The organism is Arthrobacter sp. AK01 (assembly GCF_021109375.1).
GTDB lineage: Bacteria > Actinomycetota > Actinomycetes > Actinomycetales > Micrococcaceae > Arthrobacter.
The window spans coordinates 51256-78183 of record NZ_JAJOHP010000018.1; the positions used below are offsets into that span (position 1 = coordinate 51256).

General features: G+C 63.5%; 25 protein-coding genes. 15 read left to right on the forward strand and 10 right to left on the reverse strand.

What is annotated here, in order from left to right; translation table 11 throughout:
* The first annotated feature begins 97 nt into the window (after positions 1 to 97).
* The 5 genes from LN996_RS08525 (at position 98) to LN996_RS08545 (ending at position 8354) form a co-directional block, all read left to right on the forward strand.
* Positions 98 to 1750 carry an ABC transporter substrate-binding protein gene (locus LN996_RS08525; protein ID WP_231339989.1) on the forward strand — a complete coding sequence of 551 codons (1653 nt, stop codon included), beginning with the start codon at positions 98 to 100 and terminating at the stop codon, positions 1748 to 1750.
* A gap of 79 nt (positions 1751 to 1829) precedes the next feature.
* A complete protein-coding gene (locus tag LN996_RS08530) occupies positions 1830 to 3335 on the forward strand; it encodes a malate:quinone oxidoreductase (protein ID WP_231339968.1) in 1506 nt (501 codons plus the stop codon).
* A gap of 67 nt (positions 3336 to 3402) precedes the next feature.
* Positions 3403 to 6618: an efflux RND transporter permease subunit gene (locus tag LN996_RS08535; protein ID WP_231339969.1), complete on the forward strand. Its 3216-nt coding sequence runs from the start codon at positions 3403 to 3405 to the stop codon at positions 6616 to 6618.
* Positions 6619 to 6768: 150 nt separating this feature from the next.
* Positions 6769 to 7893, forward strand: a complete 1125-nt coding sequence (locus LN996_RS08540) for an LLM class flavin-dependent oxidoreductase (protein WP_231339970.1) — start codon at positions 6769 to 6771, stop codon at positions 7891 to 7893.
* Positions 7893 to 8354: a MarR family winged helix-turn-helix transcriptional regulator gene (locus LN996_RS08545; protein WP_231339971.1), complete on the forward strand. Its 462-nt coding sequence runs from the start codon at positions 7893 to 7895 to the stop codon at positions 8352 to 8354. The genes LN996_RS08540 and LN996_RS08545 overlap by 1 nt, the downstream gene beginning before the upstream one ends.
* On the opposite strand, the gene LN996_RS08550 is transcribed toward LN996_RS08545, so the two are convergent.
* Both LN996_RS08550 and LN996_RS08555 read right to left on the reverse strand, forming a co-directional pair.
* Positions 8351 to 9157: a transglutaminase family protein gene (locus LN996_RS08550; protein WP_231339972.1), complete on the reverse strand. Its 807-nt coding sequence runs from the start codon at positions 9155 to 9157 to the stop codon at positions 8351 to 8353. The two genes, LN996_RS08545 and LN996_RS08550, sit on opposite strands and share 4 nt — an antisense overlap.
* Positions 9158 to 9227: 70 nt before the next feature.
* Positions 9228 to 10091 (reverse strand): hypothetical protein, encoded by an 864-nt coding sequence (locus LN996_RS08555; protein ID WP_231339973.1) that lies wholly within the window; start codon positions 10089 to 10091, stop codon positions 9228 to 9230.
* A 54-nt stretch (positions 10092 to 10145) separates the two neighbouring features.
* On the opposite strand from LN996_RS08555, the gene LN996_RS08560 reads away from it, so the two are divergent.
* The gene (locus LN996_RS08560; protein WP_231339974.1) at positions 10146 to 10814 is read left to right on the forward strand and encodes a DUF1684 domain-containing protein; all 669 of its coding nucleotides are present in this window, start codon (positions 10146 to 10148) and stop codon (positions 10812 to 10814) included.
* Here the strand turns inward: LN996_RS08560 and LN996_RS08565 are convergent.
* Entirely contained in the window at positions 10811 to 12007 is a 1197-nt protein-coding gene (locus LN996_RS08565; RefSeq protein WP_231339975.1) for an SLC13 family permease, read from the reverse strand. The genes LN996_RS08560 and LN996_RS08565 overlap by 4 nt on opposite strands.
* 117 nt (positions 12008 to 12124) lie before the next feature.
* Between LN996_RS08565 and LN996_RS08570 the strand changes: the two genes are divergently transcribed.
* From LN996_RS08570 to LN996_RS08580, 3 genes are all read left to right on the forward strand, one after another.
* On the forward strand, positions 12125 to 12682 hold the full coding sequence (locus tag LN996_RS08570; protein WP_231339976.1) for a DM13 domain-containing protein: 558 nt from the start codon (positions 12125 to 12127) through the stop codon (positions 12680 to 12682).
* Positions 12683 to 12783: 101 nt separating this feature from the next.
* Complete coding sequence (locus tag LN996_RS08575) at positions 12784 to 13647, forward strand: fumarylacetoacetate hydrolase family protein (protein ID WP_231339977.1); 864 nt, start codon at positions 12784 to 12786, stop codon at positions 13645 to 13647.
* Positions 13648 to 13664: 17 nt separating this feature from the next.
* Complete coding sequence (locus tag LN996_RS08580) at positions 13665 to 14150, forward strand: GtrA family protein (protein WP_231339978.1); 486 nt, start codon at positions 13665 to 13667, stop codon at positions 14148 to 14150.
* Here LN996_RS08580 and LN996_RS08585 read toward each other — a convergent pair whose 3' ends face one another.
* The 6 genes from LN996_RS08585 to LN996_RS08610 form a co-directional block, all read right to left on the reverse strand.
* The gene (locus tag LN996_RS08585) at positions 14151 to 15317 is read right to left on the reverse strand and encodes a cysteine desulfurase family protein (RefSeq protein ID WP_231339979.1); all 1167 of its coding nucleotides are present in this window, start codon (positions 15315 to 15317) and stop codon (positions 14151 to 14153) included.
* Between the two features lie 7 nt (positions 15318 to 15324).
* The gene (gene nadC, locus LN996_RS08590) at positions 15325 to 16197 is read right to left on the reverse strand and encodes a carboxylating nicotinate-nucleotide diphosphorylase (protein WP_231339980.1); all 873 of its coding nucleotides are present in this window, start codon (positions 16195 to 16197) and stop codon (positions 15325 to 15327) included.
* On the reverse strand, positions 16190 to 17929 hold the full coding sequence (locus tag LN996_RS08595) for an L-aspartate oxidase (RefSeq protein ID WP_231339981.1): 1740 nt from the start codon (positions 17927 to 17929) through the stop codon (positions 16190 to 16192). Before LN996_RS08595 ends, nadC begins: the two co-directional genes overlap by 8 nt.
* A 43-nt stretch (positions 17930 to 17972) precedes the next feature.
* Positions 17973 to 19280 (reverse strand): quinolinate synthase NadA, encoded by a 1308-nt coding sequence (gene nadA / locus LN996_RS08600; protein WP_231339982.1) that lies wholly within the window; start codon positions 19278 to 19280, stop codon positions 17973 to 17975.
* Positions 19277 to 19996 (reverse strand): NUDIX domain-containing protein, encoded by a 720-nt coding sequence (locus LN996_RS08605; protein ID WP_089595490.1) that lies wholly within the window; start codon positions 19994 to 19996, stop codon positions 19277 to 19279. Before LN996_RS08605 ends, nadA begins: the two co-directional genes overlap by 4 nt.
* A gap of 113 nt (positions 19997 to 20109) precedes the next feature.
* The gene (locus tag LN996_RS08610; protein ID WP_231339983.1) at positions 20110 to 20583 is read right to left on the reverse strand and encodes an Lrp/AsnC family transcriptional regulator; all 474 of its coding nucleotides are present in this window, start codon (positions 20581 to 20583) and stop codon (positions 20110 to 20112) included.
* A gap of 174 nt (positions 20584 to 20757) precedes the next feature.
* Here LN996_RS08610 and LN996_RS08615 point away from each other — a divergent pair, with 174 nt between their 5' ends.
* From LN996_RS08615 to LN996_RS08635, 5 genes are all read left to right on the forward strand, one after another.
* The gene (locus LN996_RS08615; RefSeq protein WP_231339984.1) at positions 20758 to 22143 is read left to right on the forward strand and encodes an amino acid permease; all 1386 of its coding nucleotides are present in this window, start codon (positions 20758 to 20760) and stop codon (positions 22141 to 22143) included.
* A gap of 138 nt (positions 22144 to 22281) precedes the next feature.
* Complete coding sequence (locus tag LN996_RS08620; RefSeq protein WP_231339985.1) at positions 22282 to 23328, forward strand: thiamine pyrophosphate-dependent enzyme; 1047 nt, start codon at positions 22282 to 22284, stop codon at positions 23326 to 23328.
* Positions 23321 to 24403 (forward strand): alpha-ketoacid dehydrogenase subunit beta, encoded by a 1083-nt coding sequence (locus LN996_RS08625; RefSeq protein ID WP_231339986.1) that lies wholly within the window; start codon positions 23321 to 23323, stop codon positions 24401 to 24403. The genes LN996_RS08620 and LN996_RS08625 overlap by 8 nt, the downstream gene beginning before the upstream one ends.
* Entirely contained in the window at positions 24396 to 24725 is a 330-nt protein-coding gene (locus tag LN996_RS08630) for a biotin/lipoyl-containing protein (RefSeq protein ID WP_017200407.1), read from the forward strand. Before LN996_RS08625 ends, LN996_RS08630 begins: the two co-directional genes overlap by 8 nt.
* 1 nt (position 24726) lies before the next feature.
* Positions 24727 to 25557 (forward strand): alpha/beta fold hydrolase, encoded by an 831-nt coding sequence (locus LN996_RS08635; RefSeq protein ID WP_231339987.1) that lies wholly within the window; start codon positions 24727 to 24729, stop codon positions 25555 to 25557.
* 56 nt (positions 25558 to 25613) lie between these two features.
* Here LN996_RS08635 and LN996_RS08640 read toward each other — a convergent pair whose 3' ends face one another.
* Positions 25614 to 26027 carry a MarR family transcriptional regulator gene (locus LN996_RS08640; protein WP_231339988.1) on the reverse strand — a complete coding sequence of 138 codons (414 nt, stop codon included), beginning with the start codon at positions 26025 to 26027 and terminating at the stop codon, positions 25614 to 25616.
* Between the two features lie 86 nt (positions 26028 to 26113).
* Here LN996_RS08640 and LN996_RS08645 point away from each other — a divergent pair, with 86 nt between their 5' ends.
* Positions 26114 to 26782: a phosphoribosyltransferase gene (locus LN996_RS08645; RefSeq protein WP_231339990.1), complete on the forward strand. Its 669-nt coding sequence runs from the start codon at positions 26114 to 26116 to the stop codon at positions 26780 to 26782.
* Positions 26783 to 26928: the final 146 nt, after the last annotated feature.

The following is a 26928-nucleotide window of genomic DNA, read 5'->3' on the forward strand; positions in this document are numbered from 1 at the left end:
GCACTCAGGACGTTCAACTAGACTGGAATGCGGTCTGGCCGAAGCCGGCCACAGCACTTCCAACCGGCTTGAGGGGACAAGAGTGGCAAGCATCAAAATGCGGCGCCTGACCGTACAGTTCGGAGCTGCCGTAGCGGTTTTGGGACTGGCAGCGTGCACCGGATCCCCCGGGCCGGCACCGTCTTCGTCAGCAAGCAGTTCCGCCCCCGCGGAGCCCGCGGCCATCTTCAACTTCGGCACGGCCTCCATGCCCTTGGGGTTGGACCCCGCCATGACGGCCGATTCCGAGTCCTACCGGATCACCCGCCAGGTCCTTGAAGGACTGGTCGGCGTCGATGGCGCGACAGGCGAGACCACCCCCCTCCTTGCCACGGAGTGGAAGGACAGCAACAACGGGCTCAGCTACGATTTCACGCTTCGCTCCGAAGTAACATTCCACGACGGCACGCCCTTGGACGCTGCCGCTGTCTGCGCCAACTTCAACCGCTGGTTCACCTTCCCTGCGGACCTCCGAAAGCAAGCACCCGGGATTTCTTTCCAAGGTGTTTTCAAGGCCTACTCCGACGAACCAGTGTTCTCCATCTTCAAAGATTGCAAGGTGGTCTCGGCCAACGATGTCCAAATCAACCTGACCCGGCCCTTCACCGGTTTCCTGCAGGCGTTGACCCTCCCCGCCTTCGCCATCTCCTCCCCGGCGGCCCTTGAAGCACAAAAGGCCAACGTCCTGGACCAAGCCCGCAATGGCCAGGCCGTGTCCGCCTATGCCTCCCATCCCGTAGGAACGGGGCCCTATGAGTTCAGCGCCTGGGACGAGAACAAAGTGTCACTCTCCAGCTATAAGGGTTACTGGGGAAACAGGGGCCAGATAGCCACCATCAACTTCATCCCCTACGATCGCGCTGAAACGCGGCAGCAGGCCCTCCTGGACGGCAAGATCGACGCCTACGACCTCGTGACGTCGGGGACCTTCGACCAGTTGGTCAAAAAGGGTGTCCAGATCATCCAACGCGACCCCTTCTCCGTGATGTACCTCGGCATCAACCAGGCAGTGGCGCCCCTGGAAAAGCTGGAAGTCCGCCAGGCAATCGAAATGGCAGTCGACAAGGAAACGCTGATCCGTCGGTTCTTCATCGACAACACGGCGCAGGCATCACAGTTCGTGCCGCCCAAGCTCAGTGGCTTCAATAACAATGCCCCCTCGCTGGGCTACAACCCGGAGAAGGCCAAGGAGCTGCTGGAAAAGGCGGGCTACAAGGGCGAGGAAATCAAGTTCTACTACCCCTTGAACGCCACCCGCGCCTACATGCCCACTCCCGAGAAGATTTACGCCGAGATCAGCCGGCAATTGGTTGCAGTGGGCTTCAACATCAAGCCCGTGCCGGTGGACTGGGAGGACGGTTACCTGCAACGGGTTCAGTCGGCGGGCGACCGCGGCCTGCACCTTCTGGGCTGGAACGGCTCCTACGCCGACGCCGACAACTTCCTCGGGCCCCTGTTCGGTGAGACCCGGGCTGAGTTCGGATACTCGGACTCGGAAGTCTTCCACAAGATCGAGCGGGCACGTGCCATGCCCAACGGCGACGACCGAAACGCCCAGTACCAGGCAATCAACGCAGAGATCGCGGCGTCGGTCCCTGCCGTCCCGATTGCCTTCCCCATCTCCGCGTTGGCGTTGTCCAACAAGGTGGAAAGCTACCCGGCTTCACCAGTCCTCAACGAAGTTTTCACAAACGTCCGCCTAAAGCCTTGACGATTCCCCGCAATTTCAGTATTGAGTCTGCGCGGGGATATTCTGTGACAGCCAGTGCCGCCGCTAACGGAGATTGATCGTGACCTTCATTTCCAAGACTCAACATGCCGACGTCGTCCTTATTGGCGGCGGAATCATGAGTGCCACCCTCGGTGCGTTCATCAAGCAACTTGAACCCACCTGGACCATCTCGCTGTTCGAACGACTCGACGAAGCGGGGCTTGAGAGCTCCGGGCCGTGGAACAATGCGGGCACCGGGCATGCCGCGCTGTGTGAGCTTAATTACTCCCCCGCAGCCAAAGATGGTTCCGTTGACCCTTCCAAGGCCCTCCACATCAACGAGCAGTTCCAGCTCTCACGCCAGTTCTGGTCCCACTTGGTGGACAGCAATGTCATCGGCTCGCCCAAGGGCTTCATCAACACCGTTCCGCACATGAGCTTCGTCATTGGCGATGACCACTCGAACTTCCTCAAGACCCGGTACGAGGCCCTCAAGCCCAACACGCTGTTCCGCAGCATGGAATACACCGAGGACCAGGACCAGATCGCCAAGTGGGCCCCGTTGATCGTCAAGGGACGGGACCGCAAACAGCGCGTTGCCGCCACCCGCGCAGCTGAAGGTACCGACGTCGACTTCGGCGCCCTGACACGGGAATTGACCACCTACTTGCAGGACGGCGGCGCAGAGGTCAACTACGGCCACGACGTCACCAACATCAGCCGCGCAGCAGGTGGCGGATGGGACTTGTCCATCAAGCACACCAAGTCCGGCGAACACGGCCGTATCCACGCGAAGTTCGTCTTTGTCGGAGCCGGCGGCGGCGCCCTGCACCTGCTTCAGGCCTCCGGCATTCCCGAAAGCAAGGGCTACGGCGGTTTCCCCGTGTCCGGACAGTTCTTCCGCTGCACGGATGATGCCATCACATCCCAGCACAGCGCCAAGGTCTACGGCCAGGCGTCCGTGGGTGCTCCTCCCATGTCGGTCCCCCACCTGGACACCCGGTACGTGGATGGCAAGCGCTCCCTCCTCTTCGGCCCGTACGCCGGCTTCTCCACCAACTTCCTGAAAACGTCCAGCTATCTTGACCTCCCCTTGTCCATCCGTCCGGGAAACATCATCCCGATGCTGGCAGTGGCCAAGGACAACATGGACCTCACGGCATACCTCATCAAGGAGGTCGCCAAGCGTCACGAGGCCAAGGTGGAGGCCCTTCGGGAGTACTACCCCGAGGCCGCCGGCGCCAATTGGGAATTGATCACCGCAGGCCAGCGCGTGCAAATCATCAAGAAGCACCCCCAGAAGGGTGGCGTCCTGCAGTTCGGCACCGAGGTCATCGCTTCCCGCGATGGTTCCATCGGCGCACTGCTTGGGGCTTCCCCGGGAGCATCCACCGCCGTGCCCATCATGATCGAACTGCTGCAGAAGTCCTTCCCCAAGAACTTCAAGGGTTGGCAGTCCAAGCTCAAGGACATGATGCCGGGCTACGGCGTCAAGCTCAACGAGAACGCGGACCTCGCCGCCGAACTGGAAGCAAGCACCGCCCGGTCCTTGCAACTGGAAGTGGCCAGCGCCGTCCAAAGCTAGGCCATACCCGGGGCTGCGGCCGGTTCCCGTCAGACGAATCGTTACGTAGACCCTGGGAGTCAATGCAATGTTCCGCCTGGCCAAGCTTTCTCTGGGAAACCGGGCCCTGATCGCGCTGATCACCGTCTTTGCGGCGGTGTTCGGCGTGATCACCATGGGGTCCCTCAAGCAGGAACTTATTCCGTCCATCGAGTTCCCGCAGATCACTGTGGTCACTTCCATGCCTGGCGCTTCGCCTGAGGTCGTGGACAAGCAATTGAGCCAGCCACTGGAAACAGCACTGAACAGTGTTGAAGGCCTGGAATCCACCACGTCAACGTCCCGCAGCGGCGTATCGCAGATCACCATGGTGTTCACGTACGGATCCAACCTGGACCGGGCCCGAAACCAGATCGATCGGGCCATCTCGAACGCCAAGCGGGTGCTGCCCGCCGACGTCGAACCCCAGTCCATTGCCGGGAACATCAGCGACTTCCCTATCGTCTACCTGGCGGTGTCCTCGGACAAACCGCTCAGCGAGCTCAACGCCGACCTCCTGCGGCTGAGCGTTCCCCGCCTCCAGAAGATCGACGGCGTCCGCGGCGCCGATGTGACAGGCGGGTCCAGCCAGCACATCCTGATCCAGCCCCGTCCAACGGACCTGGCAAGCAGTGGCGCTTCCATCCAGGCCATCAGCAACGCCTTGAAGAACAACGGCACTTTGGTTCCCGTGGGCACCATCGAGGACCAGGGCAAGACGTTGTCCCTCCAACTAGGCAGTCCGGTCGATTCCCTGGACATCATCAAAGGGCTTCCCCTGGCGGGGGCGAAGGGCGCTGCCACCATCGGGGCGGTGGCCGACGTCAGCATTGAGGACGACGCCGCCACCTCCATCACGCGCACCAATGGCAAACCGACCCTGGCGCTGTCCGTCACCAAAAAGCCGGAGGGCGATACCGTCGCGATCTCGCACGCGGTGCGTGACGCGATCGGGCCGATGCAGGACGAACTGGGCAACAACGCCACGTTCACACCGGTCTTCGACCAGGCCCCGTTCATCGAGAAATCAATCAAGGACCTCACGACGGAAGGGCTCCTCGGCCTGGGCTTCGCCGTGGCCGTCATCCTGGTATTCCTGATGTCCGTGCGGTCCACCCTGGTCACGGCCGTCTCCATTCCGCTCTCGCTGCTGATCACGTTCATCGGCATCTCCGCTACCGGATATTCGCTCAACATCCTCACTTTGGGGGCGCTGACCATTGCGATCGGGCGTGTGGTTGACGACTCCATCGTGGTGATTGAGAACATCAAGAGACACCTCAGTTACGGCGAACACAAGCTCACCGCCATCCTGACCTCCATCCGGGAAGTCGCCGGAGCCATCACGGCGTCCACCCTGACCACGGTGGCGGTCTTCCTGCCCATCGCGTTCGTGGGCGACCTCGCCGGGGAACTGTTCCGGCCCTTCGCCCTGACCGTGACCATCGCGCTTCTGTCGTCGCTGTTGGTGTCCCTCACGATCGTTCCCGTGCTGGCCTACTGGTTCCTCTCCTCCACGCCCAAGGGCGCTGAGGCTGCAGCGTCCGCCCAGGCAGCGGCAGAGAAGGCCCGTGAGGCCGAGCAGCGGAGCCGGCTCCAGCGCGGATACCTACCCATCCTGGCGAAAACCCAGAAACACCCGGTCATCACGTTGTCCGCCGCGGCTTTGGTCCTCGTGGCGACCATTGCAGTGTCTCCGCTCCTGGCCACAGACCTGCTGGGCCGCTCAGGTGAGAACAGCATGACCGTGCGCCAGGTCCTGCCAGCAGGCACAAGCCTGCAGGCAACCAGCGATGAAGCCGCAAAGATCGAGGACGCCCTCAAGGGCATTGAGGGAATCAAGGATGTGCAAGTCACCTCCGGAAATGCGCAGACGGGCTTCGCAGCCCTGACATCCACCGGTTCATCCAACTCCACGTTCACGATTGTCACCGACGAGAAAGTGAACCAGACCAAACTCCAGGACAAGGTCCGTTCCAAGCTTGAGGGGGCCGCGGGGAAGGTCACCGTAGGGTCCCAGCAGGGCGGATTCGGAACATCCTCCACCGTGGACATCACCATCCGGGCCGCGAACTCCGCCGATCTCCAAACTGCCAGCGATGCCTTGGTCAAAGCCATGGACGGAGTGCCAGGCAGTTCCGAGGTGGCCACCAACCTGGCCTCCACGCAATCGGTGGTGCAGGTTCGGGTTGACCGGGCCAAGGCCGTGGCCGCCGGCCTGACGGAGGAGCAGGTGGGAGCCTTCCTTGCCTCCACTGTCAGCCCCATCCCTGCCGGCACCGTCAGGATCGACACCAACGACTACCCTGTGCAGATCGGTGAGGGTACGCGCTTTACGAGCATTGCCTCGGTGCGGGCGCTGCAGCTGCCGACCGCACGCGGTTCGGTGGCGCTGGAGTCCATCGCCGCCGTCGAACAGGTGGACGCTCCCGTATCCATCACCAGCAGCAACGGGCAGCGGACCGCGCGGGTAACAGTGACGCCGTCGGGTTCCAACCTGGGCAGCGTTAGCACCGCGGTGCAGGAGCGCCTGGCCAACGTGGAACTGCCGGCAGGGGTTACTGCCACCATCGGTGGGGCAACGACCCAACAGGCGGAGTCGTTCCGGCAGTTGGGGCTGGCACTGCTGGCCGCCATCGCGATCGTCTACGTCATTATGGTCGCGGCCTTCAAATCGCTGATACAGCCGCTGATCCTGCTGGTCTCGGTCCCCTTCGCCGCCACGGGCGCTGTTGGCTTGCTGCTGTTAACCGGAGTTCCGCTGGGCCTCCCCTCACTGATCGGCATGCTGATGCTTGTGGGCATCGTCGTGACCAACGCGATCGTCCTGATCGACCTCATCAACCAGTACCGCAGGCCGCACGACGGCAGCCCGGGCATGAACGTGGCGGACGCCATTACCCACGGCGCCCGCCAACGTCTCCGCCCTATCCTGATGACGGCGCTGGCCACCGTGTTTGCGCTGACCCCCATGGCACTTGGACTTACGGGCGGCGGTGGGTTCATCTCACAGCCTCTGGCCATCGTGGTGATCGGCGGGCTGGTGTCCTCTACGGCGTTGACGCTGGTCCTGGTCCCTGTCCTCTACAAGTTGGTGGAGGGCCGCAGGGAGAAGAAAGACCTGCAGAAAGCCTTGAAGGACAAGCCGGAGCCCACGTCGGGCAACGGCTCTGCCGGGGATCCATCGGATGAGTTCCAGGACTGGACCACGGGCATGATCCCCCGGGTCAAGGGCCGCCGGGCGGCCCACAATCCCGGAGAATAGCGGGCACCCAACAGATTGACCCCTTGACAGGCAGGGCCGGGAACAATTCCCGGCCCTGCCCTGTTACAGACATCGATACATGCAAATGCATCTAGTTTGGGTTACACTGTTTATAGAGCCCGGGACCACGGGCAGGGAGAAAGGCACATCATGCAGATCGGCGTATTCAGCGTCAGTGACATCACCACTGACCCCACCACGGGCCGCACCCCCACGGAAAACGAGCGCATCAAGGCGTCCGTTGCGATCGCCAGGAAGGTCGAAGAAATCGGCATGGATGTCTACGCCCTGGGCGAGCACCACAACCGGCCATTCTTCTCCTCCTCCCCCACCACGACGCTGGCGTACATCGCCGCGCAGACCGAACGCATCACCCTCTCCACCGCCACGACACTGATCACCACCAACGACCCCGTCAAGATTGCCGAAGACTTCGCGATGCTGCAGCACCTGTCCGACGGCCGCGTGGACCTGGTCCTTGGCCGCGGCAACACCGCACCGGTCTACCCCTGGTTCGGCAAGAACATCCAGGACGGCGTGGAACTCGCCATCGAAAACTACAGCCTACTCCGCAAGCTGTGGGACGAGGACACGGTCAACTGGTCCGGCAAGTTCCGCACGCCGCTGCAGAACTTCACGTCCACACCACGCCCGCTCGACGGCGTCGCTCCCTTTGTCTGGCACGGTTCCATCCGCACGCCGCAAATCGCAGAAGTTGCGGCATACTTCGGCGACGGCTTCTTTGCCAACAACATTTTCTGGCCCAAGGAGCACTACCAGCAGCTGATCGGCCTCTACCGTGAGCGCTACGAACACTACGGGCACGGCAAGGCAGACCAGGCAATCGTGGGCCTCGGCGGCCAGTTCTTCATGAGGAAGAACTCCCAGGATGCAGTGAAGGAATTCCGTCCGTATTTCGACAACGCTCCGGTCTACGGCCACGGACCGTCCCTGGAGGACTTCACCTCACAGACGCCCCTGACCGTGGGAAGCCCCCAGGAAGTCATCGAAAAAACCTTGACGTTCCGTGAGGCTTTTGGCGACTACCAGCGCCAACTGTTCCTGATCGACCACGCGGGTCTCCCCCTGAAGACCGTCCTTGAGCAGTTGGACCTCTTCGGCGAGGAAGTCCTTCCCGTCCTGCGCAAGGAGTACGCTGCCCTGAAACCGGCCCACGTACCCGATGCACCGACGCATGCATCCCGCGTTGCCGAAGCACTGGAAGCCAAGGTCAGCGAGTCCGCAACCGCAGGCGCCACGGGGCAGGACGCCTGATGTCCAGCCCGTCGGCGTCCTCCGCCGTTCGCCTCGCCGCCGAGACCTGGGAGTCATTGTTCCGCTCCCAGGTGGCGGTGATGCGGAAGCTCCAGTCGGGACCGGCGTTCAAAACCCTCCCCGTCAAGGAATACGACGTCCTGTTCACGCTCTCCAAGTGCCCTTCCGGGCAGCTCCGGCTCAATGAAATCAACGACAAAGTGCTGCTGAGCCAGTCCAGCTTGAGCCGTTTGGTGGACCGGCTGGAGAAACGCGGATTGGTGGAGCGGACAACAGCCCCCGACGACGGCCGCGGAGTATTGCTGTCACTCACCGAAGCAGGCAGTGAGCTTCAAAAGACCATCGGCCGGGAGCATGTCCGCGACATCGCCCACTTGGTGGCGCCGGCGCTCACCGCCGAGGAACAAAAGGAGCTCCTTCGCCTGACGGAAAAACTCCGTGCTTCCGTGGCGGGACACTAACGCAGGCTGATGAGCTCCCGGGGGTCGTCCACCGGGAGCTCGCCGTTGACCGAGGCGCCCACCTTGAGGGTCTTGAGCGACAGGCTGCCACCCACAGTGGACAGGAACGCCGTGTCCGAGGAGTCACGTCCTGCAGTGATCCTGAGCATGGACCTCCGCGGTGCCAAACCTGTGGGATCGATGATGTGCCAGGCACCGTCAATATACGCTTCGGCTACCGCATGGAAATCCATGGGACTCAAGCCCGGCGCGTAGACCGCCGTGAGTCGGGCGGGAATATCTTTCGCCCTCAACAGCGCAATGGCGAGGTGGGCAAAGTCGCGGCACACACCCTTACGGTGAAGCAGCGTTTCCACGGCCCCGTCCGTACCCCGCGAAGAACCGCTGACGTAGCGGAGCTCCCCATTGACCCAGTTGCGGACAGCGTGGAGCAGCTCGGCTCCCTGCAGGCCGCCGAACTCGGCGTATGCGGTGGGCAGGAGCCGATCAGACTCGGCATACCGGCTGGGACGTACGTACCGGATCAGTTCCATGGGAGAGGACTCATCAGGGACGCCAAAGCCATGGACGGTGGCACGGTACTCCACCGACACTTCGCTCGGTTCACTGAACTCCATGTAGTGGAAACGGCCTCCGTGGTGGTCGCTGAGTTCGGCGAAAGGAACGTCCATCCCGGCCGTGGTGATGGACAGGGTTTCCGTCACTGACCCGTAGCCAGGGTTCCCGGCCACGGCAATGGCCATGGCCACCTTTGTGTTGGCTGCGGTCTTGAAAACGAGCGTGGCAGCAACGTTGCGTTCCATTGATCTCCGGGGTGGGTTGCGGCGGGAAGCCCCCATCGCCGCCATATGTGTGAACCAGCCAATCGCAGGACTACAGATTGACCTTCAGAGACAGTAGCATCCGCTGGACATCGGCGAATTCAGAACCATGGACCGCGTACTTCGCTGCCAGGTCCAAAGTGTCGAAAGCCTTGGCCGGCGCCACCTTCTCGTCAGTGGCGTAGGAATGGATTGCCGGCACGTCACCGAAGGAATAGTCGCCCTTCCCTGAAGGCCCCTGCACTCGGTTTCGGAGTTCGCAGGACTGCCCATCCGCCCCCGCCACCATGTTGGTGATGCCGTAGGAGCCGAAGAACTTGTAGCCCTGGATCACCCTGAAGACCACCCTCGGATCAATGGTGTCCGGGCCGTCGGAGTGCGGGATGTCCAAGGGCACGCTGCTGATGACTACGTAAGGGCGCCCCTGTCCGGCAGGGCAGGCAACGGGAGTGGATGGTGGGAGCCCGGTTTGCAGGGTGGCAATATATCTTCCTGTCGCATCCTTGACTTCCACCTTCACGGCTCCGGCCAAGGATCCGGCTTCGGGTGCTGCCGACTGGGCAATCCAGTCCCGGGGAAGATCGAAACTGACGGTTTTGGCAGCGTCCGTGTAGGTCTTCCATGACACCGCGGTTGCCGGCGCGCCGGGGCTGGCAGTGGCTTGAGCCGTGGACGTCCCATCCGAACCGGGCGTCACGGACGGTGAGCTGCCCGCGCTCCCAGGTTCCGGCGTCGTGCTCTCTGTTGGCTTTCCTGTTCCGGACTCCGAACTGTTCGGCTTTGACGTGGCCGTGGACGTTACCTGTGGTCCCTTGTTTTCGGCGGAGCAGGCTGTCGTCGCCGCGAGCACTGTACCCGCCAACGCCAGGGCAGCAAGCTTCGCTGGAACGCACTTCCGGTTCATGATGCCCTTCATGACCACAGCCTATCGGCGGCGGTGCCACGACACGCACAGGACTAGGCTGGGGGTATGGCTCCCGATCAGCAGGACTTTTTCGAGGACGACATCCCCACCATGTCAGCGGTTGATATAGCTGACTGGCGCCTGCGGACGTTCGCTCTCTACGACAAGGTGCGGCAGCTTGCAGCCACCAATCCGTTCGATGCGCACGTTTTCTGGCGCCAGGAGCGGGACCTGCTGTTCGCCACCCATCCCGCATCGGCGCTGACGGCGGACATGAAGGCTTCCTTCTCAGGTCTGCGCACAGCCGGATATGACCCCGCTTTCCGCCGATACGCGGCCCTATCGCCTGACGGTGCCGGACAGGAAATGAACGTTGAGACCGGCACTGACGGTGTGGTGCCTTTTGTTCGCATCGGCACTTTCGAGCTGCCTGGACTGGGCTCCTTGGCCGCATGGAGACTGCGGAGCTATGGCGGCGGTATCTTCGTACCCTTCCGCGACGCAACGGCCGGGAAGGACGGCGGCAGCTACGGAGCCGGACGATACCTGCTGGACACGGTCAAGGGCTCCTTCCACGGGACCAGGGGCGCTGCAGGAGAACAGGAATTCATCCTCGACTTCAATTTTGCCTACAACCCCTCGTGCGCCTACAACGAAGCGTGGGCCGGCCCCTTGGCAGGCCCGGACAACCGGCTGACCACGGAGATTCCCGTGGGTGAGCTGTACTTGGGCTAGCCAAGCAGCCCTCCGGGGCCAACAGCTGCGAGCGCCGCGATGGCCGTCACGATGGTCAGGGGTGCCACGATCAGGCCGAACACCGCATAACCCTTCCACTTGATCAGCACGTTCATCCGGACCAATCGGTCATGCCACAGCAAGGTGGCCAGGGAAGCCCACGGCGCGATCAGGGGTCCCGCATTCACTCCGACCAGCAGTGCGGCCATTCGCTCCGGACTTCCGGCCAAGGGTTCCGCCAGTAGGTAGGCGGGCAGGTTGTTGACCACGTTGGAGCCGAGCGCGCCCGTCATGGCCAGCCTGAGCAGTTCAACGAACCCGCTTCCCTGGCCTGCCACCTGTCCCAGCAGTACTGAGGCGCCGAGGTATTGGGTGGCCTCAACCACCAGGAAAAGTCCGCAGGTGAAGAGCAACAACGACCACGGAATCAGGGCCACCCTGAGCACCTTGGGGCGTCGGATGGCGAACGTGCCCGCGAGGATGGCGGCCGCCACCGTGGCAGGAATCCAAATGGCAACCCCGGACACCAGGGACGGCAACAGCAGCACCAGGACCACCGCGCTGACCACGAGCAAGACTTTGTCGGAGGCAGCGGTGGACGAAGGTGCTTGAGCAGGACGGGCGGAATCGAGGGCATAGGTCTTGCGAAGTTCACGTCGGAATACCAGCGCGATGAAGGCCAACGGAACTAGGACTGCCGCCAGCGACGGTGCCCACATCAGCTGGGCAAACTGTGCGGGACTGATGCCGCCCAGGTTGTGCTGCGCCAGAAGGTTGGTCAGGTTGGAAATGGGAAGCAACAAGCTGGCGGTATTCGCCAGCCACACGGTCGTCAACGCGAAGGGCAGGACCGGCAGTCCGGCCTGGCGGGCCACCGTGACCACCACGGGGGTCAGGAGCACCGCCGTTGTGTCCAGTGACAGGAACACGGTGCTCAGGGTGGCGAACAGCGCCACAAGCAACCACAGCAGGACACTGCGCCCACGCCCCCACCCGCGCAAATGGCGCGCGATCCACTGGAACGCGCCGGCTTCGCTGACGAGCTCCGTCACCACGGTCATGGCAACGACGAAGGCCAGGATGGGTGCTACCCGGTCCACCAGGACCGCCACTTCCTGCCACGGCAGGACACCCGTGGCGACGGTTACCCCACCCGCCACGAGGAGAACCAATCCGATGATCGCCAGCCGCATGAATCGGAGTCTAAGCCCCGACCCTGTGTATCTTCCGGCGACACATCCTGAATCAGCGTCACCGTACTGTAAGCAATGAAGCCCCTGCAGCATGGCTGGGAAGCCTAGCCTTGAACCATGAACCGATTGCGGAGTTCGATCCGGGCCCACAGGACCCTCGCTGCGGTGGCAGGCCTGGTACTCCTATCCCTGGTGGTGGTCGGGGCTGCCCTCTTCCAACCATGGCGGCTCTTCACCAGCAGCAGCCTGGACGAAGCACTGCCGGCCGCCCCGGTGTCCACGAGCGTGCCGCCAGAGGTTAAGGCCGCAGAGGTTGAAACCCCGGCGGCGGACGGACCCGTGGTTGTCAGCTCGGGCACCTTCGAATCGCAGGAACATGAGACAACCGGCGCGGCCCAGTTGCTGAAGCTCCCGGATGGAAGCCATCTGCTCCGCTTGGAGAATCTGGCCAGCAGCGATGGGCCTGACGTCAAAGTTTGGCTCAGCAGCCTGGAGGCCGGGGGCGACTGGTTCAAGTACCGCTCCGGCCGCTATGTGGACCTCGGTGCCATTAAAGCCACGCACGGCAACCACAATTACGCCATTCCTGCAGGAACCGACGTTGCAGGGCTGACGTCTGTGGTGCTCTGGTGCGACCGCTTCAGTGTTGCGTTCGGGTCGGCCCCGCTCACCTGATGCGTTGCGTGGCCTGCTCTGCATGCCAAGCGAACGTCTTAAGGCGTAAACCGGGCCTCGCAACACTCGGGCACCACGCGCGGAGGACGTAGGATGTCATCATGACTTCACCCCTTCCCCGTCGCATCGCCCGTGTCCGGCCTGCAGCTGCCCCGCCCATGGCCGGTCAACCCCAAGACGAGCAATTCTTCGTGGCCAATGATGCTGAAGACTTCGACACGCACGCGGGCAAGGTATGGATCGTCATCGACTCGCCATTCCCGGCTTCACGGGCCAACGCAAGCAGCCCTTCCCGTCCCGGTTGGGAAACCGGCGCAACAGTCAGTGAAGACGCTTTTACCTTCCTGGCCCCATCAGTCCCCGTCAACGTCTTCGGCATGGCCCACAACACCGGGCAGCCGGGCCGGGACTTGCCGCCACAGGCTTTCCACAAAGCGGCCTCGAGCGTCATCGGCCCCGGCGAGGCGATCCAACTGAGCTCCACCGTTGGCTATGTGGACCCGGAAGCCGAACTGACCGTCGTCGTCGGCAGTACCGCCCGTGGCTTGACGCTGGAAACAGCGCGTTCGGCAATCCTTGGCTACACCATCGGCAACGACGTCTCGGCAAGGGACCTTCAAAAGACGGACGAACTCTGGATCAGCGCCAAAAGCCAGGACACGTTCACGCCCACGGGTCCGTGGATGGTCACGGACCTGGATGACGCGAACCTGGAGATCGGGATCGTCCACAACGGCACCGAACTGAAAACCGCCAGTTCAGCGGACCTCGGCTGGAAAGTGGACGAAATCATGGTGTACCTGACCTCGTTCATGACGCTTCAGCCCGGCGATCTGGTGCTCACAGGCTTCCCCGCCGAGTGCGCCCGCATCCAACCAGGCGACACTGTTGTATGCCGGGTTGAAGGAATCGGTGAGCTCCGGAACCCCGTTACGGGCGCTTCCTGGGAGGTCACGCCGGCATAGTGTGTCAGGCTTAACCCATGGAGACAGCCGCGGATGCCACTGAGCTACGGCCGTCTCCCCCACAGAAACCACCGCGCCGACGACACCGCGGAGTCCTCAAGTACCCGGTGGTGCGGCAACTGATCCGCTTCACCGGCGTCGGAATTGTGTGTACTGCCAGTTCGCTGGCCATCTATGCGTTGCTGCGTCCCTGGATTGATCCACAGTTGGCGAATGCCGTGGCCCTGATCGTCACCTCATTGATGAACACGGCGCTGAACCGCCGCTTGACCTTCAAGATCACCGGTAGGAAGAAACGCGTCCAGGATCACCTGAGTGGGGTCATGGTGATCGCCATTGCCTTGGTGATCACCGGAGGCAGCCTCGGCATACTGCATCTCTTCCGTCCGGAAGCTACTGTCACCGAGGAACTGTGGACCACCACGTTGTCCGGGTTCGTCGCCACCGCGGTCCGGTTTACCCTGCTGCGGCACTGGATCTTCCGGCGCGCACGGCACGTGTAGCTAACCCGCTTGCGGGGACGCCAGATTCCGGACACGCCCGACGGCGGTTTCCACGGCAGCGGCGGCCTCGTTCAGTTCAGCGTCGGTCACTGTTGAGGTGAAGCTGAAGCGGACAGCCGTCTGGGCCGTTTCAGGGGCGATGCCAAGTGCCACCAGCACTGGCGAGGGCGCGTCGGATCCTGCGGCGCATGCGGAGCCACTGGAGCACACCACGCCAAGGCGCTCCAGTTCAAGCAACACCGACTCGCCGCTGGTGCCCGGAAAGCAGAACGACGCCACTGAGGGCAGACGCTGGCTGCGGTGCCCCGTCAGCAAGGCATCGGGTACGGTGGCGAGGACCTGGTCGATGAACTGGTCCCTCAAATCCGAAACCCGTGCTGCCTGCTCCGGCTGCTCAGCATGGGACAACCCCAGCGCCGTGGACAGCGCCACAGCTCCGGCCACGTTCTCCGTACCTGAGCGCCTTGCTCGTTCCTGGCCCCCACCGTGGACCAAAGGCTCCACCCGCAAACGGCCCTTGGTGAACAAGACTCCGGATCCCTTGGGCGCGCCAAGTTTATGTCCGGAAATACTCAAAGCGTCCACGCCCAGCGCCTTGACGTCCAGGGGCAACCACCCGGCAGCCTGGACCGCATCCGTATGGAACGGGACGCCGTGTTCCCGCGCCACGGACGCCAGGGATGCGATTGGCTGGACGGTTCCGATCTCATTGTTCGCATACATGATGCTCACCAACGCTGTTTCGGGCCGCATTACGGCCCGCAAGCCGTCCACCGAAACCAAGCCCTCCCGATCCACCGGCAGCACGTCCACAGCGAAGCCGTGCACACGTTCGAGGTAGCGGGCCGACTCCTCCACCGCGGGATGCTCGATGGCGCTGATCACCACCCGGTTCAACGAGGGGTCAGCCAACTGCCGGGCCAGGGCAATGCCCTTAACGGCAAGGTTGTCCGCTTCCGTGCCTCCGGAAGTGAACGTCACCTCGCTGGCCCGACAACCCAGGACCTTCGCGACGCCGGAACGCGCCCCTGCGAGCGCAACTGCTGCCGCTTCGCCCAGGCTGTGGTGGCTGGAGGGGTTGCCGAACTCACCGCTCAGGTACGGCCACATCGCCTCAAGGGCCTCGCGGCGTACTGGAGTGGTGGCTGCGGCGTCGAGGAAGATCATGGGGGCGTCAGGCCGCCTTCAAGACGACATCGAGGCCCAGGTCCAGGGCGCTCACGCTGTGGGTCAGTCCTCCAACGGAGATGACGTCAACACCGGCGGCAGCGATTTCGGTGACTGTGCTGATGTTCACGTTGCCGCTAGCTTCCACGATGGCCCGCCCGTCCACCTGCTTGACCCCGGCCCTGAGCTCCTCAAGGGAGAAGTTGTCCAGCATGATGGTGTCCACACCGGCCGCCAGCACGGGTTCGATCTGCTCGGCCCTGTCCACTTCCACTTCGAAGTGCGTGGTGTGGCCAAGCTGGGCCTTGGCGGCAACCAGCAGCCCGGTCAGCTTGGTGGAGTCGCCCCCGGTCATGACAGCCAAGTGGTTGTCCTTGGCCAGGACCGCGTCAGAGAGGCTGTAACGGTGGTTCGCTCCCCCACCACAACGGACTGCATAGCGCTCCAGGACACGAAGGCCTGGCGTGGTCTTGCGGGTGTCGGTGATCCGGGCCCTGGTCCCTTCGACAAGCCTCACGAATTCGGCCGTCTTGGTGGCGATGGCGCTCATCCGTTGCACCAGGTTCAGGCCGACCCTTTCGGCGAGCAACACCGACCGGGCCCTTCCGCTGACCCGGGCGAGGTGGGTTCCGGCGTCGAACGCTTCGCCGTCGGCGAGGAGCAGTTCCACCTCGGTCTCCGGGTCCACCAGCTTCATGGCGTCGCGGAACACGGTGCCTCCGCTGAAGACGCCGGCGACGCGCGCATTCAGCACGGCGGTTGCCCGGGCGTCGGCGGGGATCAGCAGCTGCGAGGTGATGTCGCCGCTGGGTGCGTCCTCAGCAAATGCCCGTTCCAGGATGTCCCGGACAGGGGCTGCGGGGAGGGTCAGGTTAGTCATGGACGAGGCTCACTTTCCGGCTCAGGGTGTAACGCTTGTCAAAGTCGTCGACGGCGGCTGGTTCCGCCACGCTGTCGCTGCGATAATGCGCCCCCAGCGACGCCTTCCGCTCCCGCGCCGCATGAACGAGCAGTTGCGCCGCCAGCAGCACATTGGAATCCTCATGCTCCCGGACATCCAAGGACTCCGGCTCGTTCAACGGCAGGACATCCCCCGCCCAAGCAGCCAACGTTACGCCGGCTTCACGAAGCAAAGGGCCGTCACGCAAAACCCCGGCCTTGGCTGTCATCAACCGCCGCAGAGCTTCCCGCGAAAACGCGCCCGCCTGCGCAAATGAGGCCTCAAGGGCACCCGGCCCCGGCAAAGACTCAAGCTCCCAGGAAACCGGCTTTGGGACAACGTCGTGCCCTCGGGCGAGCGCAGGTGCGAGCGCAGGCGCCAAGGGAACTGTGGAAATGCTCCCAAGGAACCCCTCCACAGCCCGCCGCCCGAACACCAGGCCTTCAAGGAGGGAGTTGCTCGCCAAGCGGTTGGCCCCTTGCACCCCGGTACAGGCCACTTCACCGGCCGCCAGCAGCCCTGGAACGGACGTCCGGCCGTAGAGGTCGGTGACCACTCCGCCCATCCAGTAATGAGCCGCGGGCGCAACGGGAACGAGGTCCCGGGTCCAGTCGACTCCGGCTTGGCGGGTCCGTTTGCTCAGGGTTGGGAAGCGCTTGGCCAGGAATCCTCCGCCCCGCTGTTCTTCGATCACGGTGGCATCAAGGAACACGTGGCCGTTGGGGTCGCCGAGTTTTGCCAAGTGCAGTGCGATGCTGCGGGAGACGACGTCCCGGGGTGCCAGTTCTGCATCAGTGTGGTAGTCGGGCATGAAGCGATGCCCTTTGGCGTCCAGGAGGATGGCGCCCTCGCCCCGCACTGCTTCTGAAATCAGCAGGGGGTCGTTATTGCCTTCTGCTTCCCGGGCCTCGTCCGGGAGCACCATGCAGGTTGGGTGGAACTGGAAGAATTCCAGGTCAGCAACGGCGGCTCCGACACGCCATGCGAGCGCCAGGCCATCCGCTGTGGCCACTGCGGGGTTGGTGGTTTGGGCGAAAAGCTGCCCGGCTCCCCCTGTAGCAAGCAGGACGGAGTCGCCGTGGACGCCGAGGTGGCGTCCGTCGTGGAGGAAATTCGCTCCCACCACACGGCCACCTTGCTCTCCGCCCAGCGAGAGCGATGTCACCTGGGCGTGCCCGATGACCTGGATCTTGCCTGCCGCCTGGAAGTCCAGGACTGTCTTTATCAGCGCGGCCGCCACCCCGGCACCGGTAGCGTCGCCGCCGGCATGCAGGATTCGTGGGGCGGAGTGTGCCGCCTCGAGGCCCAAGGCGGGGTCTTCGTCGTCGTCGAGGTCGAACCGGACGCCGAACCGCCCCAGCCCGGCGATATCCAACCGCGCCTCGGTGCACAACACCCTTACTGCCTCTTCGTTGCAGTGCCCCGCACCGGCTTTGAGGGTGTCCGCGATGTGTGCGGCCACCGTGTCACCGGGGGCCGGCTCGTCCAGGACGGCCGAAATGCCGCCCTGGGCGTAGTAGGTGTTGCTGTCCGCGAGCGCACCCTTGGTCAGCAGCACAACGTCCGCACCGGCGTCCGCGGCAAGAAGCGCAGCGTAAAGTCCCGCGATGCCGCTTCCGACGACGATCAGACGTTGGGGGGCAGGCCCTCCAGCAACGCTCGCTGTAGTCATGTGACGCTCGATTCGGCTAGTCCGCTGTGATGTGCCGGTTTGGTTAGGCCGGCTTGGCTGCCAGCATGCGCTCCAGCGCAATCTTGGCGTTGTCCTGCACGGAGTCATCCACGGTGATGCGGTTGACGACACGTCCTTCCACGAGTTCCTCCAGGACCCAGGCGAGGTAGCCGGGGTGGATGCGGTACATGGTGGAGCACGGGCAGATGACGGGATCCAGGCAGAAGATGGTGTGCTGCGGGTTTTCGGCGGCCAGACGGTTCACCATGTTGATCTCGGTACCGATGGCGAACGTGGTGGGTTCGGTGGCGGCCGCGATCGCCTTCTTGATGAAGTCGGTGGACCCGGCGGAGTCAGCAGCGTCCACGACCTCCATGGGGCATTCGGGGTGGACGATCACGTTGACGCCCGGGAAGTCCTGGCGGGCTTTCTCGATCTGGCCTACGTTGAAGCGCTTGTGGACCGAGCAGAATCCGTGCCACAGGATGACCCGGGAGTCGAGCAGTTGCTGTTCGTCGTTGCCGCCCAGTTCCTTGCGCGGGTTCCACATGGGCATCTGCTCCAGCGGAACGCCGAGTGCTTTGGCGGTGTTGCGGCCCAAGTGCTGGTCGGGGAAGAACAGAACACGCTGGCCACGCTCGAAGGCCCACTCCAGGACCACCTTGGCGTTGGACGAGGTGCAGACTATGCCGCCGTTGCGACCACAGAAAGCCTTGAGCGCGGCGGACGAGTTCATGTAGGTGACAGGAATGACCGGTACGCGGCCCTTGGCGTCCGGTTCGGTGCCAAAGATCTCCTCGAGCTGCTCCCAGCACTCCTCGACGGAGTCTTCGTCTGCCATGTCTGCCATGGAGCAACCGGCGGCCAGGTTGGGCAGGATGACTGCTTGCTCCGGAGTGGAGAGGATGTCAGCGGTTTCTGCCATGAAGTGGACACCGCAGAAGATGATCGCTTCGGCGTCCGGTTTGGTCAGGGCCGCGTTGGCCAGCTGAAAGGAATCACCCACGAAGTCCGCGTACTGGATGACTTCGTCGCGCTGGTAGAAGTGCCCCAGGATGACGGCACGGTCCCCGAGCGTCGCTTTGGCCGCCCGAATGCGGGAATCGAGTTCGGCGTCGCTGGCCTTCTTGTACTCCTCAGGCAACTGGCCCTGCCGAGGAGTAGCCATGGGTGCGACGTCAGCGCTGGACGCCCCGGGCCCATACGCGGGGGCGCCGGCAACAGCTTCGGCGAGGTCATACTCCCATGGGCCCTTGGCCAGGGCCGGGCTGCACGTGGACCCCGCGCGGGAGAGGCCCTTCTCGGCTTCTTCGCGGGTGATCAGCTGGACGGCAGTGTTGACGCTGCTCATGGTGTACTCCTGTTATCTGGCCCGAGGCCGGGCGTGCCGGTGAAGCGGTAGAGGCGTGGTGGACGGTGTTTCCCGCCCTGGAGGTATTCACCGGTCTCTTCGATTTCCGGTGTTGCCTTGACGTGTCGGCGGAAGTTCGCGGGATCGAGCTGGCGGTCCAGCACGGCCTCGTAGACTTCGCGGACCTGGGCGAGGGTGAAGAACTCTCCCAGCAGGTGGTAGGCGATGGACCCGTAGGCCATCTTGTTGCGGAGCCGCCACAGGGCGTAGTCCACGATTGCGTTGTGGTCGAAAGCGAGTTCGCCCAGCCGGTCTGCACGGAACCACCGCACATTTTCCGACTCATCAGCCAAAGCAGCTTCGGTGGGCTGCACCAGCGCCCAGTACACGATGGAGACAACGCGCTGGGTGGGTGACCTGTGGAGGCCGCCAAATGCGTAGAGCTGCTCGAGGTAATGCGGCGTCAGCCCAGTGGTCTCGCGGAGGTTCCTGGAAGCCGCATCCTGGAGCGATTCGTCGTGGGCCAACGGACCGCCGGGGAGGGCCCACATGTCTTTGTACGGTTCCCGGATCCTCCGGACCAACGGCAGCCACAGCGTGGGGCGGCCGGACTTTTCACTGGGGCGAAGAGCGAAGATCACCGTTGAAATTGCCAACGACGGCGGTGCGAGCCGCCTCTCGGCGACATTGGCTGAGTTGGTGTTCACGGCGTTCACCTCGCTTCATCGCCGTCCGGAGCACTCCCCATTAAGGACTGGAGCACTAGTTAAAGTCATCTTGACTAGAACTAATGGTACGACTCTCCGGGCACTTGGCAAAATGCTTTACGTCACAAGGGCTTCGCCGCAGCTTCCATCAGCGGCAGTGTCCGGCCTTGGATGTGGCTGTTCAGGACAATCACCGACGAACACCGAACCACGGACTTCGTGGCGATCATGGCATCGAGCACCCGCTGCATGTCCGGGTTGGAACGCGCCGCAATCCGCACCATGAGGTCCGAGTTCCCCGTGACCGTGTGGACCTCGATGATTTCCGGGATGGCGCCCAGGCTTTCGATAATGGCGTCATGTCCAATCTCCTGGGTGATGGTGACCGAACAGAACGCCACTACCGGGAACCCAAAATTGGCCGGATCGGGCTGCGGAACCCACGAACCAATGACTCCGTTTTCAATCATTCGGTCAATCCGGGACTGCACGGTAGCCCGGGCAACCCTGAGCACCCGGGATGCCTCCAGCACTGAGGATCGCGGTGAATCCGTGAAGAAACGTACAATTTTTGCATCAAGCGCATCGACCAGCATCAAAGTTCCTGTCCCCGGGGATCCTTACCCATCACATCGCTACAGCAAAAAGTGATGTATCTTACAAACTGCGAGAATTATTCCACGGCTCTTGCTGCGTCGTCGACGCCCGCTTGCCAGGCCCATGAGGCCGGCACGCCACACCAGCATGTAATCCATAGAAGGTAGACACGTATGACAACGAAGTCCATCGCGGCTCCTGCGCCAACATCCGGCCTCGGCCATTCGCTGAAACCCCGCCAGCTGACCATGATGGGACTTGGCAGCGCGATTGGCGCCGGCCTCTTCCTCGGCTCCGGCGCGGGCGTACAGGCCGCCGGCCCGGCAGTCCTTATCTCCTACCTCGTTGCCGGCACGCTGATCATCCTGGTCATGTGGGCCCTTGGCGAGATGGCAGCTGCCAACCCCAACAGCGGCGCCTTCTCCGTGTACGCAGAGAAGGCCCTGGGCAAGACGGCCGGCGGTACCATCGGCTGGCTGTGGTGGCTTCAGCTGGTGGTGGTCATCGCGGCCGAAGCCATTGGAGCGGCCGGCCTGCTGTTCTCCATCTGGCCAGTCATCCCCGTATGGGTCCTTGCCCTGGTGTTCATGGTGGTCTTCACGGGCATCAACCTTGTGGGCGTCCGCAACTTCGGCGAGTTCGAGTTCTGGTTCGCCATCCTGAAGGTGGCAGCAATTGTCATCTTCCTGCTCATCGGCGCCGCCCTGCTCTTTGGCTGGTTGCCGAATGTCCCCACCCCCGGATTCTCGGCCTTCGGCGATTTTGCCCCCAACGGCATTGGTGGCATCGCCGCTGCACTGTTCGTGGTGATCTTCGCCTTTGGCGGAACCGAGATCGTCAGCGTCGCGGCCGCCGAAACCGAGAACCCGGCCCATAGCGTCGGCAAGGCCATCCGCACGGTTGTCTGGCGCATCCTGGTCTTCTACATCGGCTCCGTCTTCGTCATCGCAGCCGTCCTTCCCGTTGGTTCCGAAGGCCTGAAGTCTCCGTTTGCCGGAGTCCTGGACCTGGCCGGAATCCCCGGCGCCGGCGCAGCCATCACCCTGGTAGCCGTCGTCGCCCTGCTCTCTGCACTCAACGCCAACCTGTACGGCGCCTCCAGGATGGTCTTCTCCCTCTCGGAGCGCGGGGAAGCTCCCCGCTTCCTATCCCGCCTCAGCGGCTCCAAGGTTCCCGTTGCCGCCGTCGGAATTTCGGTTGCCTTCGGCTTCATCGCCACCGTCCTTGAATTGCTGTTCCCGGAGAAAATCCTGCCGGCACTCCTGAACCTGGTGGGCTCTACCTGCCTGGTGGTCTGGGGCACCGCGCTGGTGTCGCAGTTCATTCTCCGCCGCAGGGCTGACAAAGAGGGCACGGAACTGCCCCTGCGCATGAAGGGCTTCCCCTTCCTCACCATCCTTGGCCTCATCCTGCTGGGCCTGATCCTGGTGGTCGGCTTTGCTAACCCCGAAAGCGCCGGGCAGCTGATTGGCACCTTCATCCTGATCCTCGCCATCGCCGCCGGGTGCTTCATCAACGCCAAGGCCAAGGCCTCCAGGCAGTCCATGCCCGTGGAGTAACTGCCTGCTCACCACCCACGGAAAGCCCTGCACAGTTTGTACCGTGCAGGGCTTTCTTTTATGTCCAAATTGTACAAAGTGTTCCGTTCCAACTGAGCTGATTGCGCATGGCAGGATCCGGTGACTAGGGTCACACTCATGACTACAGAACCCGTGCTGGCCGCCGTCGATGATGACGCGGCCCCGCTCACCCACCATCAACTCCGTGAGTTGTACACGCTGATGGCAGCAGTCCGGCACCTGGACTCCTCGGCCGTCGCCTGGCAGCGTCAGGGCATCATCCCTGGCTATGCGCCGGAGCTCGGCCAGGAAGCCGCGCAAGTAGGCAGCGGCTATGCCGTCGACCGAACCCGCGACTTCGTGTTTCCCACCTACCGGGAAATGGGCGTTGCCCGGGCGATGGGCCTGGACATGGTGGGCTATATGTCTACTCACAAGGCCACGTGGCACGGCGGCATGTACAACCCGCTTGAGTCCAGGTTCGCTCCCATCCAGGCGGTGGTGGCCGGTTCCGTTTTGCACGCTGTGGGCTGGGCCCATGGACAGGCCCTCTCCGGGGCGCCGGAGATGGGCGTCGCCATGACGTACTTCGGTGACGGCGCTTCCTCCCAGGGTGACGTTCACGAAGCCATGAACTTCGCCGCGGTCATGAAAGCCCCCGTGGTCTTCTTCATCCAGAACAACGGCTGGGCCATCTCGGTCCCCACCGAACGCCAGGTTGCGGGCGGCTCGGTAGCCGCCCGTGCAGCCGGTTACGGAATCCCCTCCCTGCAGATCGATGGCAACGACGTGGTCGCTGTCTTCGAAGCCACACGTTCCGCTTTCGCGCATTGCCGCGCAGGGAACGGCCCCGTGGTGATAGAAGCCATGACCTACCGTCGTGGCCCGCACTCCACCGCCGACGATCCCGGCCGCTACCGCACCCTGGAGGAGGAACGCCTCGACGCCGGCGAGGATCCGCTGGAGCGCTTCAAACAGCGGCTTCTCGCAGACGGCGTAGCGGATGCGGCCTTCTTCGCGGAGGCGCAGCGCGCGGCCGAAGATGAAGAGGAAGCCATCCGTGCCGGCATCACCGACCTCGGCCCACGCCCCGGCGCCGAGATGTTCAGCCTGGTCTTCCAGGAACCAACACCAGCCCTTCAATCCCAGGCCACCTCGTGGCGCGAGGAGTCCGAACATGCCTGAGACCATCACCACTGATCGCAGCAGTGGAAACAGCACTGATACGGGCGCCGCAAACGTTCAGCACATGTCCATGCAGCAGGCCCTCAACCGCGCCCTCGACGAGGTTTTGGCCGAAAACCCCAAGACCGTCATCTTCGGGGAGGACTGCGGCCGGCTGGGTGGCGTCTTCCGTATCACCGATGGCCTGCAGGCAAAGCATGGCGAGGAACGCGTTTTTGACACCCCGCTTGCTGAATCCGGCATCCTGGGCATGTCGGTGGGCCTCGCAATGGCCGGCTTCCACCCCATTCCCGAGGTCCAGTTCGACGGCTTCGCCTACCCGGCCATCAACCAGATCGTTTGCCAGATCGCCCGGATGAACTACCGCAGCCGCGGAACCCTGCCCATGCCCATCACATTGCGGGTCCCCAGCTTCGGCGGCATCCGCGCCCCTGAGCACCATGGCGAGAGCCTGGAAGCGCTCTTCGCCCACGTCCCGGGCCTCAAAGTTGTCTCTCCATCAAACCCGCACGACGCCTACCATCTGCTCAAGTACGCTGCCACCAGGCCGGACCCGGTGATCTTCATGGAGCCGAAATCGCGCTATTGGCAGAAGGGACCCGTGGACGTCGCCAATGCCGCCCAAGGCCCAACGCACGACGCCGGAGTAGACGACGGCGGCAGCCTCACCGGCGCCCGCGTGGTGCGGGAAGGCCGCCACCTCACTCTGGTGGCATGGGGGGCCATGGTCTCCCGCTGCTTACAGGTTGCCGAACTCGCAGCCGAGGACGGCATCGACGTCGAGGTCCTGGATCTGCGCTGGCTGAAGCCAATTGATGCCGATGCGTTGGCGAGGTCCGTTGGGAAGACGCGGCGCGCCGTCGTCGTCCATGAGGCGCCCCTGACCTCCGGACTTGGTGCCGAAGTCGCCCAACTCATCACACAAAGCTGCTTCGCAACCCTGAAGGCGCCCGTGGAGCGGGTGACCGGATTCGACGTTCCCTACCCCTCCGGCGACCTGGAGGACGAATACATCCCCAACATCGACCGCATCCTCTTTGGGATCCAACGCGCACTGGAGTACCGCCGTGGCTGAAATTTCCTTCCCCCTTCCCGACTTGGGCGAAGGCCTGATCGAGGCGACAGTGCTGGATTGGCTGGTGGAACCCGGCCAGCAGGTGGAACGCAACCAGCCGATAGTGGAGCTTGAAACCACCAAGTCGGCCCTCGAATTGCCCAGCCCGCAGGCGGGTAAAGTGGTGCGTATCCACGGGGCGCCAGGTGACACCATCAACGTTGGCGAACCGCTGATCGTGTTCGAGGTTCCGGATGATACTGCCGGTATCGTGGGCACTGTTCCAAAGGACGAAGCACCCAAGCGCCGGGTCCGCCTGAGCGCCGTACTCGATGAGGACTGACATGATGACCGGCAGGCACACCATGGAACAGCACAGGCACACAGTAGAGGGCACGGACCCCGGGCTGTCCGTGGAAGTCCATGAGCCATCCACGGACGCCGGCCTGCGGCCCGTCCTGCTGATCCACGGCTTTTCTTCCTCTACGAAACTGAACTGGGTGGATAGCGGCTGGATCACCACCCTTCAGGATGCAGGCCGTCGCGTGATCACCGTAGACCTGCCAGGCCATGGCAGGAGCCACTCCCCCGAGGACCTGGATTCGTACACGCCCAGCCGCATACGCGCTGACCTCCTCCAGATAGTGACCGACGCCGGAGCCCGGCCACTGCGCGATGGTGACCCGTCCACGGGACTGGACGTCATTGGCTACTCGCTCGGCTCGAGGCTGGCTTGGGAGTTCGGCGCCACCCAGCCGGATCTTGTCCACCGCATCGTCCTGGGTGGACCCAGCTCAGCGGATCCGTTGGCAGCTTTCGACCTCGTCGCTGCGCAACGGCACTTGGCCGACGGCACGCCCATTGAGGACGCGTCCACGGCCGGATTGCTGAAGATGGCACAGATGCTTCCCAGCAACAACCTCTTCTCCATGTTGTCGCTCATTGAGGCCATCAAGGGGGAACCTTTCGATCCTGCCGAAGCTGCCCCGCATATGCCCGTCCTGCTCGTTGCCGGCGAAAAGGATGAAAGGGCAGCCACCATGCCGGAGCTCGCCTCGATTGCGGGCAGGCATGGCGGTTTGGTGGAAACGTTGGTCATTCCAGGGCGCACCCACACCAACGTCATCACCAGCCGGGCGTTCAAGGAAGCTGCTGTCGAATTCCTTGGGGTGTAGGGCCCCCGTTCCCTGGGAGGGCTCAGTGGGGCGCGGCTGGTTTTGCCGGCTGGAAGTCAGCGGGCCAGCCGCTCCGCGTTGATGCTCATTCGTTCCAACACGCTCAGGGCCATGGCGTACTCATCGATGCCGATGCCCATGGAAAGGTCCTGACGCGCCGCTTCCACCAACCGCTGGGCTTCGTGGTATTTTTCCCGTCCACGGTCACTCAGGACCAGCCGGTCATCAATCATGGTGATCATTCCGCGGCCCACGAGGGCTGCCAGTTCCCTCTCCCGCATCCGGATGTCGTTTCCCCACAACGGCTGCAAAGACTCCTCGAGCTGGTCCGGGAGCATGGCGCCCTCGGACAGGACACTGAGGGTATGCCATTGGCGCCGGCTGAGCTTGATCTTGGCAAGGATGGTGTCCAGTTGGGCTTCCAGTGCGGCGTCGAGCCTCTTGATCCAGTATCCGATGGGCTTGTTCACACGCCCATGCTTTCAGCGGAGACGCTACCGGGCAAGGTCTGGACGGTAGGCTTGGAACTGCAACGACTTACGTGGAAGTGGAGCAGATGGGCATGCGTTTCAAGGACCGTGCGGAAGCCGGTCGACGCCTGGCTGAAGCCCTCCCGCAACTCAGGGAAAAGCCGGACACCCTCGTCTTGGGCCTGGCACGTGGAGGAGTCCCCGTGGCCGCCGCGGCAGCGGCCGAACTGTACCTGCCCTTCGGCGCGGTCCTGGTCCGCAAGCTCGGCATTCCGGGTCGCGACGAGACGGCTTTTGGGGCACTGGCATGGTCTCAGGGCGACGTCCTCCGGATCGTCAACAAGCCACTGAGGGACCTCGTCATCGCCCACGGCATCTCCCAATCCGCGCTCGATGCCGTGGAAGCACACGAACGTTCCGAGCTCCTCCGGCGCGCGCAGAACTACCCGGGCACCAGGCATGACCTCCGTGGGAAGACCGTAGTGCTGGCGGATGACGGACTTGCCACTGGTGCCACCATGCGGGCCGCCGTGGAAGCAGTTCGTTCTGCCGGCGCACGCACCGTAATAGCCGCAGTACCGGTTGCCTCGCTGGAAGCCTCGACGTCGCTGGCACGGGTGAGCGATTTCGTCATGGCCCTGCACACGCCGGGTAAGTTCCATGCCGTGGGCGCCTTCTACGAACACTTCGGTCAATTGTCCGATGCCGACGTGGTGAGCCAATTGGAAGGCGCCACAGCCGGCGGGCGCAAGTAAGCGCCGTCGTCCTCCAACGCAAAGGCGGGGGGGGGGGGGGGGGGGGGGGCCCCCCCCCCGGGGGAGGAACCGCAGAATGTTTTGGGGGGGGGACCCCCGGCGGGCGCGCGGGGGGGGAGGGGGGGGGGGCGCCCCGAATAGGGGTG